7 protein-coding genes are annotated in these 9,186 nt (G+C 71.4%); 5 read left to right on the forward strand and 2 right to left on the reverse strand.

Features of this window, described 5'->3' with window-relative positions:
• Nucleotides 1–301: 301 nt before the first annotated feature.
• Nucleotides 302–2,065, forward strand: coding sequence for an ABC transporter ATP-binding protein (locus tag V1258_RS05030; RefSeq protein WP_329748636.1), 1,764 nt, complete (start codon nucleotides 302–304; stop codon nucleotides 2,063–2,065).
• A complete protein-coding gene (locus tag V1258_RS05035) occupies nucleotides 2,062–4,092 on the forward strand; it encodes an ABC transporter ATP-binding protein (RefSeq protein ID WP_329748637.1) in 2,031 nt (676 codons plus the stop codon). Before V1258_RS05030 ends, V1258_RS05035 begins: the two co-directional genes overlap by 4 nt.
• Before the next feature lie 588 nt (nucleotides 4,093–4,680).
• On the opposite strand, the gene V1258_RS05040 is transcribed toward V1258_RS05035, so the two are convergent.
• Both V1258_RS05040 and V1258_RS05045 read right to left on the reverse strand, forming a co-directional pair.
• Complete coding sequence (locus V1258_RS05040) at nucleotides 4,681–5,250, reverse strand: dihydrofolate reductase family protein (protein WP_329748638.1); 570 nt, start codon at nucleotides 5,248–5,250, stop codon at nucleotides 4,681–4,683.
• 263 nt (nucleotides 5,251–5,513) lie between these two features.
• On the reverse strand, nucleotides 5,514–6,005 hold the full coding sequence (locus V1258_RS05045; protein ID WP_442878578.1) for a DUF4188 domain-containing protein: 492 nt from the start codon (nucleotides 6,003–6,005) through the stop codon (nucleotides 5,514–5,516).
• A 406-nt stretch (nucleotides 6,006–6,411) separates the two neighbouring features.
• Between V1258_RS05045 and V1258_RS05050 the strand changes: the two genes are divergently transcribed.
• The 3 genes from V1258_RS05050 to V1258_RS05060 are packed head-to-tail and all read left to right on the forward strand — an operon-like array spanning nucleotide 6,412 to nucleotide 9,012.
• Nucleotides 6,412–7,041 carry a MerR family transcriptional regulator gene (locus tag V1258_RS05050; protein ID WP_329748640.1) on the forward strand — a complete coding sequence of 210 codons (630 nt, stop codon included), beginning with the start codon at nucleotides 6,412–6,414 and terminating at the stop codon, nucleotides 7,039–7,041.
• Entirely contained in the window at nucleotides 7,038–7,949 is a 912-nt protein-coding gene (locus V1258_RS05055; RefSeq protein ID WP_329748641.1) for a hypothetical protein, read from the forward strand. The genes V1258_RS05050 and V1258_RS05055 overlap by 4 nt, the downstream gene beginning before the upstream one ends.
• A 58-nt stretch (nucleotides 7,950–8,007) precedes the next feature.
• Nucleotides 8,008–9,012 carry an aldo/keto reductase family protein gene (locus tag V1258_RS05060; RefSeq protein ID WP_329748642.1) on the forward strand — a complete coding sequence of 335 codons (1,005 nt, stop codon included), beginning with the start codon at nucleotides 8,008–8,010 and terminating at the stop codon, nucleotides 9,010–9,012.
• Nucleotides 9,013–9,186: the final 174 nt, after the last annotated feature.

Raw genomic sequence — 9,186 nt, forward strand, 5'->3', positions numbered from 1 at the left:
CTCGTCGATGGCAGCCCCGAGGTACGCCGCCCGACATTCCTGGGCACCCCACACGCACCCCGCTCGCGCCCCGCACCCCACACGCACCCGCCAGCCACACCCTCGCGGTCCTGACCGAAAGTCGGGTGCGTCCCGCGGCGTCAGCGGGTGAGGATTGGCCCTCGGGCTCCGCACACCCCTGCGCCACCCCACGCCTCTTCGCGGACAAGACCTGTCCTCGCGCCCCTCTACGCTCTGACGAGAACCCGGTCGCTCACCCCCGTCGGCCGGGCCGCATCGCCCCTGTTCGGGAGACCACCCCATGCTCTGGACCCTGCTCCGGCGCCATCTGCGCCCCTATGTCCCGCACGTGATCGCCGTCGCCGTGCTGCAGCTCGCGACGGTGCTCGCGACCCTCTACCTGCCGAGCCTCAACGCGGACATCATCGACAACGGCGTCGCCACGGGGGATACCGACTACATCTGGCGCGTCGGCGGGATCATGATGATCGTCGCGATCGTGCAGGTCATCACCGCGATCGCCTCGGTGTGGTTCGGTGCCCGCACCGCGATGGGCGTCGGCCGGGACATCCGCCGCTCCGTCTACACGCGGGTGGATCGCTTCTCGACGGAGGAGATGGGCCGCTACGGCGCGCCGACCCTCATCACCCGCGCCACGAACGACGTCCAGCAGGTGCAGATGCTCGTGCTGATGGCGCTGAACTTCATGGTCATGGTGCCGATCATGTCGATCGGGGGGATCATCATGGCGATCCAGGAGGACCCGGGGCTGTCCTGGCTCGTGTGGGTGTCGGTGCCGGTGCTGATGCTCATCGTGGGCGTGCTCGTGGTGCGCCTGATGCCGTTGTTCCAGCGGATGCAGGACAACATCGACGCGATCAACGGCGTCATGCGCGAGCAGATCATGGGGATCCGCGTCGTGCGCGCCTTCGTCCGCGAGGAGCACGAGACCGCGCGCTTCCGCGACGCGAACGCCGTGCTCACCGACACCTCGGTGCGGATCGGTCGGCTGTTCGTGATCATGGGCCCGGCGATCACGGTCGTGCTCCACCTCGCGACCGCCGCGGTGCTCTGGTTCGGCGGTCACCGCGTGGACGCGGGCCTCGTCGAGGTGGGCGCGCTGACGGCGTTCATGCAGTACCTGCTGCAGATCCTGATGGCCGTCATGATGGGCACCTTCATGTTCATGATGTTCCCGCGCGCCATCATCTCCGCGCGGCGCATCGGCGAGGTGCTCGACACCGCGCCGACGCTGCTCGAGCCCGGCGCGCCGACGCCGCTGCCGGGAGCCGACGGGGGAGTGACCGTCGAGTTCCGCGACGTCACCTTCGCCTACCCCGGCGCCGAGGCGCCCGTGCTCGACGGCGTCTCCTTCACCGCCGAGGCCGGCCGCACCACCGCGATCATCGGCTCGACCGGTGCGGGCAAGACCACCCTGGTCAACCTCATCCCGCGTCTGCACGACGCGACCGGTGGCCAGGTGCTGCTGAACGGCGTGCCGGTCACCGACCTGGCCCGCGCGGACATCTCGAGAGCCGTCGGCATCGTGCCCCAGAAGCCGTACCTGTTCTCCGGCACGATCGCCGACAACCTGCGCTTCGGCGACCCGTCGGCGGATGATGCCGCACTGTGGGAGGCGCTCGAGGTCGCGCAGGGCGCCGACTTCGTGCGCGAGCGCACCACCGGCGAGGGCGATGCGGTCGCCTCGGGCCTGGAATCGACCGTCTCCCAGGGCGGCACCAACGTCTCCGGCGGGCAGCGGCAGCGGTTGTGCATCGCCCGCACCCTGGTCGCCGCGCCGCGCGTCTTCGTCTTCGACGACTCCTTCTCGGCGCTCGACGTGACCACCGACGGGAAGGTCCGCGCAGGCCTCGCCGCGCACACCCGCGGGGCGACCACGATCATCGTCGCCCAGCGCATCTCCACCATCACCTCGGCCGATCAGATCCTGGTGCTCGAGGAGGGTCGCATCGTCGGCCGCGGCACCCACGAGGAGCTGCTGGAGAGCTCGCAGACCTACCGGGAGATCGTCGACTCCCAGATCACCGCGGAGGAGATGGCATGAGCGCGAAGAAGAAGACCTCCGCGAAGGAGCCCGCGGCGCCCGCCGAGCTCACCGAGGCGGAGATCCTGGAGATGCAGGACTCGATGAGCAGCGAGTGGGGAGAGGGCGCGCCGCGGAAGGCGAAGGCCTTCTGGCCCTCCGCGCTGCGCCTCATGGGTACCTTCGGGGACCACAAGCTGGGGCTGACCGTGGTGCTCGCCTTCGGGATCCTCTCGACGGTGCTGACCGTGTGGGCGCCCTCGATCCTCGGCGACGCCATGGACGTCATCTTCGACGGCTTCCTCGGCGACGGCGTGGACTTCGCCGCGCTCGGCCGCCTGCTGCTGATCGTGCTCGGGATGTACCTGGTCGCGGCCGTGTTCGACTGGCTCCAGGGCCGGCTGCTGAACGACGTCGTGATGCGGATCGTGTACGGGCTGCGCGAGCGGATCGAGGCGAAGGTCAACCGTCTGCCGCTCAGCTACTTCGACACCCGGCAGCGCGGCGACCTGCTCTCCCGCACCACGAACGACGTCGACAACGTGCAGTCCGCGCTGCAGCAGGCCTTCGCCTCGCTGGTCTACGCGGTGCTCACGATCCTCGGGATCACCGCGATGATGTTCTGGCTGTCCTGGCAGCTCGCGCTCATCGCCCTGATCGCCCTCCCGGTCTCGGGCGTGGTCATCGGCATCATCGGCTCGAGGTCCCAGAAGCTGTTCACCGCCCAGTGGCGGAACACGGGCCGGCTGAACGGGCACGTCGAGGAGTCCTTCACCGGGCACGACCTCGTCACCGTCTTCGACCGCCAGGACTCGATGCGCGAGCAGTTCGACGAGCGCAACGAGGAGCTGTGGGAGGCATCCTTCAAGGCTCAGTTCTACTCGGGCATGATCATGCCGATCATGCAGTGGGTGACCTATCTCGGCTACGTCGGCATCGCGGTGGTGGGCGGTCTGCGGATCGCCTCCGGGCAGATGTCCCTCGGCCAGGTCACTGCCTTCATCCAGTACTCGCGCGAGTTCAACGCGCCGCTGGGCGAGGTGGCGGGCATGGCGAACATGCTCATCTCCGGTGTGGCCTCGGCCGAGCGCATCTTCGAGCTGCTGGACGCCGAGGAGCAGGAGGCAGACGGGGAGATCGTCGCGCGCGACGGCGCGGCCGATGGTGGTAGCCGCATCGCACGCCGGGAGCTCACCGCGCCGACCCGCGGCCGGATCGAGTTCGACCACGTCGCCTTCTCCTACACGCCCGAGAAGCCGCTGATCACGGACTTGTCGCTGGTCGCGGAGCCGGGGCAGACCATCGCGATCGTCGGCCCGACGGGCGCCGGCAAGACGACCCTGGTCAACCTGATCATGCGCTTCTACGAGATCGACGCCGGCGAGATCCGGCTCGACGGCGTGGACATCCGCGCCCTGGACCGCGGGGCGGTGCGCTCCCGGGTGGGCATGGTGCTCCAGGATGCGGTGCTCTTCGGCGGCACGATCCGGGAGAACATCCGCTACGGCCGGCTCGACGCGACCGACGAGGAGGTGGTCGCCGCCGCGCGCGCCACCTTCGTGGACCGTTTCGTGCACACCCTCCCTGACGGATACGACACCGTCATCGAGGACGAGGGAGCGAACGTCTCCGCCGGCGAGCGGCAGCTGATCACGATCGCCCGCGCCTTCCTCGCCGACCCCGCGCTGCTGATCCTCGACGAGGCCACCAGTTCCGTGGACACCCGCACCGAGGTGCTCGTGCAGGAGGCGATGGCGGCGCTGCGCACCGACCGGACCAGCTTCGTCATCGCGCACCGGCTCTCCACGATCCGGGATGCGGACGTCATCCTCGTGATGGAGCATGGCGACATCGTCGAGCTCGGCTCGCACGAGCAGCTGCTCGCCGCCGAGGGCGCGTACCACCGGCTCTACTGGTCGCAGTTCGCCGACGGGGTCGATCCCGACGAGGAGGCCGCGGTGCACGACGGGCCCGCCACCGCCACCGGGGAGACCCCGGCGGTCGCCGGCACGACGCCGACGGCGGAGGGGCCCACGGACGGGAGCTGACGCCGCCCCTCGCCGGGCACCCGGCCCCATCCACCCCGGTCAACCCTCCAGAAACCCCCACAGACTGGGGGGAATAGCGCCCGAATACCCCCAGGTCTGCGGGGGTTCTGAGGGGTGCGCGGCGGGCCGGCGCTGGCGGTGGAGGTGGCGGGGTGGGCGGCGGCCTCCGCGGGGCTGACCAGGCCCTTGACCAGCACGAATCCCTGCTCGTCGTAGGAGTCCGCGAGAGCGTCCAGATCGGTGCGGGTGGGGGAGAGGGTGGTCATCGTCGACCTTTCGCCGAGGGGGAGCACGCGGTGATGCGTGTCCGACGAGCGTAGGGAGGGGCCAGTGGCGCCCACCAGGCACCTCCCGGACACCCGTGTTCGCGAGACGGACATCGGCTCGCGCCGCTCGATCCGGCGTCCGGCGGGCGGGATGGTCAGGTACGGGCGTGTGGCGTGCCACTACGGATATATAGCCGTACCGGAACGCCACACGCCCGTACCCGACGAGATCCCGCTCGCCGCCGCAGCCCCGTACCCGACGAGATCCCGCTCGCCGCCGCACGCCCGCCGAGTGGGCCGGTGCAGGACGACCCGTCTCCGCTCAGCGTCGGCGCGCGAACTCCGTCAGGCTCACCCCGGACTCGAAGGTCCGGGTGCTCACGTGCTCGAGCTGCTCCGGCGCGTACTCGCCGGGCGCGAACAGGGGAATCCCGTTCCCGAAGAGGAACGGCTGGCGCTTGAGCACGAGGCGGTCGATCTCGGCCCGCAGCTGGCTCGCGAGCTGTCCGCCGCCGCACAGCCAGATGTCGCCGCCCTCTTGCCGCTTCAGCTCCTGCACCAGCGAGACCGGGTCCTCATCGGTCGCGCGCAGGTTTTCCGCCTCCGGCAGATCCCTGTGGGTGACGACGATCTGCTCGAGGTGCCGGTAGGGGCTCGGCATGTCCGGCAGGCCGACGGCATGCGTGTTCGCCCCCATCAGCACGGTGCTGAAGCGTCCGCCGGACTGGTCGATACCGAGATGGGCGGCGGCGTCGGTGGCGATCGTGTCGGGGTAATCCGCGAGGATGCCCTCCAGGTGATCGCCCTCGACGAGGAAGTCGTCGAACTGGCCCTCGGGGCCGGCGATGTAGCCATCGAGGCTCACGGCGACGAAGTAGACGAGTTCTCGCATGGGGGCCTCCTGGGGTCGGTCACCGCGGCGGACCGCGCGGGTCACGGGCGAACCTACGGCACCGCTCGGCCGGGCGCCCCTGCTTTTCCGGGCGCAGATCCAGCGGCGACCCTGGACTCCCGTCCCCTGTCCACCGGAAACCACCGCAGAGATGGGGGAATTCGAGCGCTATTCGCCCCGGTGTGCGGAGGTTTCGGGGCGGCGACGGGGAAGGGGGCTGTCGGGTGGCGATGGGGACATGGAGAGTTCTCGGAGCGCCGCCCTCAGGTCGTCGGCGCCGCGCCCACCCCTCCGGCCGCGCCCACCCCGTCGGCCGCGTGCTCGCCGGCGAGGCGCTGGGCGGCGGTGCGCCCTCGCGAGGTGACCTCCTGCGTGCCGATCATCGCGCCGAGCCCGACCTCGGCGCCGTTGCCGTAGAAGGTCTCGACCCCGCCCGGCGGGACCACGAAGGTCTCGTGCCAGATCCCGACGGCACCCGGATGCTTCCGGGCGGCGGCGTTAAAGGCCTTCCACGCCGGCAGGTGCTCACGGTCGCTCTGACGCGCGTAGGCGTAGAGGTGCTCCGTGCTCTTCCAGTACTGGACCACGAAGGGTCCGCCGCGGCCGATGAGGGTCTGCGCGCCGAGGAAGCCCGGGTCCTCGCCCTCGCCGCGCTCGTGGGCGGACTTCGTCGCGTAGAGCTCGCGGAGCATGCGGGGCATCGCCGCGAACACCGGCCCCCACAGGTCGGGACGGTGCGGCTTGGTGATCGTCATGCCGATGTGGAAGACGACCAGTCCCTCGGACGGCGCGGTGGTGCGGTTCGGCGGGCGCAGGGTGGTGGTCACTGCGGGTCCCCTCACGACGTGGAAAGTGTCACTCACCAGTTTTGGTGCGGGAGTCCGCCGCGTCAACCTCCCGCACCGAGACCACGTCCGGGGACCTTCGACCCTCCTCGCCGGTCGCGAGGACGTGGTGAGCGGTCGATGAGGCGCCCGCGCCCGGGATCCTCATGCATCGCAGGAGGGTCCTCGGCGTGCATCCGTCCTCGTGAGGCGCGTCTCCGAGCCGCCTGCCCCGCCACCACGCAGCGTGTCCCGGCGCCGGGCTCGGCCCCGGGAGCCGTACCGTTCTACTCCGTACCGCGGGCCCCCGACCGCGGCCGGTTCAGAAAGCAGTCGCATGAAGATCTCCGAGTTGGCCGAGGAGACCGGCGTCCCCGTCGGCACCATCAAGTTCTACCTGCGCGAGGGTCTGCTCCCGCCCGGACAGCTCACCTCCCGCACGAGCGCCGAGTACGACCTCCCCCACGTCGAGCGGCTGCGGCTGATCCGCGCCCTGCTCGAGGTGGGCGGGCTGTCGATCGCGGGCATCCGGCGCATCGTCGGGGTGCTGGACGAGACCGAGCCCTCCCCGATCAACGTGCTCGCGACCGCGCAGCAGGTCGTCGTCGTGGCGAGCGCCAGGCCCGAGCCGGAGGAGCCTCCGACGGACCGTGCGCGCCGTTGGGTCGAGGAGCGCGGCTGGTTCGCGCCGGAGGGCGATCCGATCCTGCACCGGCTGGCCCGTGCCTGGGATGCCTGCGATTCGGTCGACCTCGGGATCGGCGAGGACGACATCGACGTCTACGCCGACGCGATGCGCATGGTCGCCGAGAAGGAGCTCTCCTCCGTCCCGCGCGACGCCGGCGACGCGGTGCGGCTCGTGGTGCTCGGCACCGTGCTCGCCGATCCGCTGCTCTCGGCCCTGCGCCTGCTCGCCCAGCGGCAGGTCGCCCGCGAGTCCCGGGGCGGGGCGTCGGTCCGGCCATGACCTCCCGGATCCCGCCCGCCGAGGACGCGCTGCTGTGCGCCGCGGCCGAGCGGGCGCTGCGCGGACCCGCCGACGCGGACGCGACGTCGGGACACCGTGCCCGCGACCCCGTCGCGGAGTGGCTCCGGGGTGTCCGGGGGCTCGCCGCCGATCGTCGACGTCTCGCCCAGAACGGGGGGCTCGACGCCCTGCGCGCCGACGGCCGCTCGCTCACGCGCCGCGGTGCCCGGGCGGGCTGGTGGGTGCTGGTGTCCGTGGAGCTCGTGCTCGCCCTCGCGGGCTCGGTGGTCCTGGTGCCCAGCCGACGCGTCCCCGATCCCGAGCTCGCGGAGCTCCTGAGCTGGGCTCCGACGCTGCTGGCCGGCGGCGCCGTGCTCGCGCTGGTGAGCGCCGCGCTCGCACCCCGCTCGCCGCGAACGCGGGCGGCCGGTGCCCTGCTGTCCGCGCTGACCGGCGCCGCGGTGCTGTACGCCGCGGTGCACCTGCTCCTGCTCCCGGCGCCGGACCGGGCCGCCCTCCCGGAGGGAGCGCTGGTCCGCTGGGGTCTCGCCGCCGGGGTGCTTGGCCTGGGAATCCTGGTCCTGGTGCTGCGCTGGGGACGCACGCGTCGCTCCGCCGCGCTGCGGGCCGCCGACGAACGGCGCCGCGCGGTGCGTGAGGCGCTGCTCTGGGCCCGGGCGCTCGAGCGCGGCCGACGGCGCCTGCGGCGTACCGGCCGCCTCGGATCTCCTGCGCAGCGTGGGGCCTGGGAGGCGGAGCTCGAGCGCCTCGAGGGCGAGGTGGGGGAGGGGTGGCTCGACCTGGCTCGGGAGCTCGGCCCGGAGGGCTGGCTGCTGCGCAGCGCCTGGGAGGCAGGCGTCGGCGGCCCGCGCGGCCCCGTCGGCCCCGTCGGGCGCACCGCTCGGTAGGACCCCCTGTGACGCAGGCCACCGAACGGCGGCGAGAGTGGCACCCTAGGGTGGACGGATGGAACATCGTCATCTCGGCCGTTCCGGCCTCAAGATCAGCGAGATCATCTACGGCAACTGGCTCACCCACGCCTCCCAGGTCGAGGACGACCGCGCCCGGGCCTGCGTGCGCGCCGCGCTCGACGCCGGCATCTCGACCTTCGACACCGCGGACACCTACGCGAACACCGCCGCCGAGGTCGTTCTCGGCGAGGCGCTGAAGGGCGAGCGGCGCGAATCGCTCGAGATCTTCACCAAGGTGTACTTCCCGACCGGTCCCAAGGGCCACAACGACACCGGCCTGTCCCGCAAGCACATCCGCGAGTCGATCGACGCCTCGCTGCGCCGCCTGCAGACCGACTACGTCGACCTCTACCAGGCCCATCGCTACGACTACGCGACCCCGCTCGAGGAGACGATGCAGGCCTTCGCCGACGTCGTCCATTCGGGCAAGGCCCTCTACATCGGCGTCTCGGAGTGGAACGCGGACCAGCTGCGCGCCGGCCACCAGCTCGCCCGGGAGCTGGGCATCCAGTTGATCTCGAACCAGCCCCAGTACTCGATGCTGTGGCGGGTCATCGAGGAGCGCGTCGTGCCGACCTCCCGTGAGCTCGGCATCTCGCAGATCGTCTGGTCGCCGGTCGCCCAGGGCATCCTCACCGGCAAGTACAAGCCCGGCACCGAGGCGCCCGAGGGCTCCCGCGCCCGGGACGAGAAGGGCGGCGCCGACATGATCAAGCGCTTCCTGAACGATGAGGTGCTCACGGCCGTCCAGGGTCTGCTGCCGATCGCGGAGGAGCTCGGTCTCACCCCGGCGCAGCTGGCCGTCGCGTGGGTGCTCAGCAACGACAACGTGGCGGGGGCCATCATCGGGGCGTCGCGCCCCGAGCAGGTCACCGAGAACGTCAAGGCCGCGGGCGTCACCCTCGATGCCGACGTGAAGGCCCGGATCGACGAGGTCCTCGGCGACCTCCCCGAGACCGATCCGAACCTCACCCAGTCCCCGGCCCACCGGCTCGCCTGAGCCCCGACCCGGACCTGCTCGACCCGGCGCCTCGACCCGGACCCGGCGTCGTGACGCGGCGACCGGACCCGGCGCCGTGACGCGGCGAGCGTCCCGAGACATAGGAGCGGCCCGTCCATCGGACGGGCCCCCCCCTTTTTTCAGGGTTCCTCTGGGAACGACTCACCGGTTTGT

The sequence above is a fragment of the Brachybacterium sp. J153 genome (genome assembly GCF_036311905.1).
In the GTDB taxonomy this organism is placed as follows: Bacteria; Actinomycetota; Actinomycetes; order Actinomycetales; family Dermabacteraceae; genus Brachybacterium.

Bases quoted from the DNA above. Each gene is read 5' to 3' on its own strand.
- V1258_RS05030 (WP_329748636.1), top strand. From the start codon at position 302: ATGCTCTGGACCCTGCTCCGGCGCCATCTGCGCCCCTATGTCCCGCAC.
- V1258_RS05035 (WP_329748637.1), top strand. From the start codon at position 2,062: ATGAGCGCGAAGAAGAAGACCTCCGCGAAGGAGCCCGCGGCGCCCGCC.
- V1258_RS05040 (WP_329748638.1), bottom strand. From the start codon at position 5,250: ATGCGAGAACTCGTCTACTTCGTCGCCGTGAGCCTCGATGGCTACATC.
- V1258_RS05045 (WP_442878578.1), bottom strand. From the start codon at position 6,005: ATGACGATCACCAAGCCGCACCGTCCCGACCTGTGGGGGCCGGTGTTC.
- V1258_RS05050 (WP_329748640.1), top strand. From the start codon at position 6,412: ATGAAGATCTCCGAGTTGGCCGAGGAGACCGGCGTCCCCGTCGGCACC.
- V1258_RS05055 (WP_329748641.1), top strand. From the start codon at position 7,038: ATGACCTCCCGGATCCCGCCCGCCGAGGACGCGCTGCTGTGCGCCGCG.
- V1258_RS05060 (WP_329748642.1), top strand. From the start codon at position 8,008: ATGGAACATCGTCATCTCGGCCGTTCCGGCCTCAAGATCAGCGAGATC.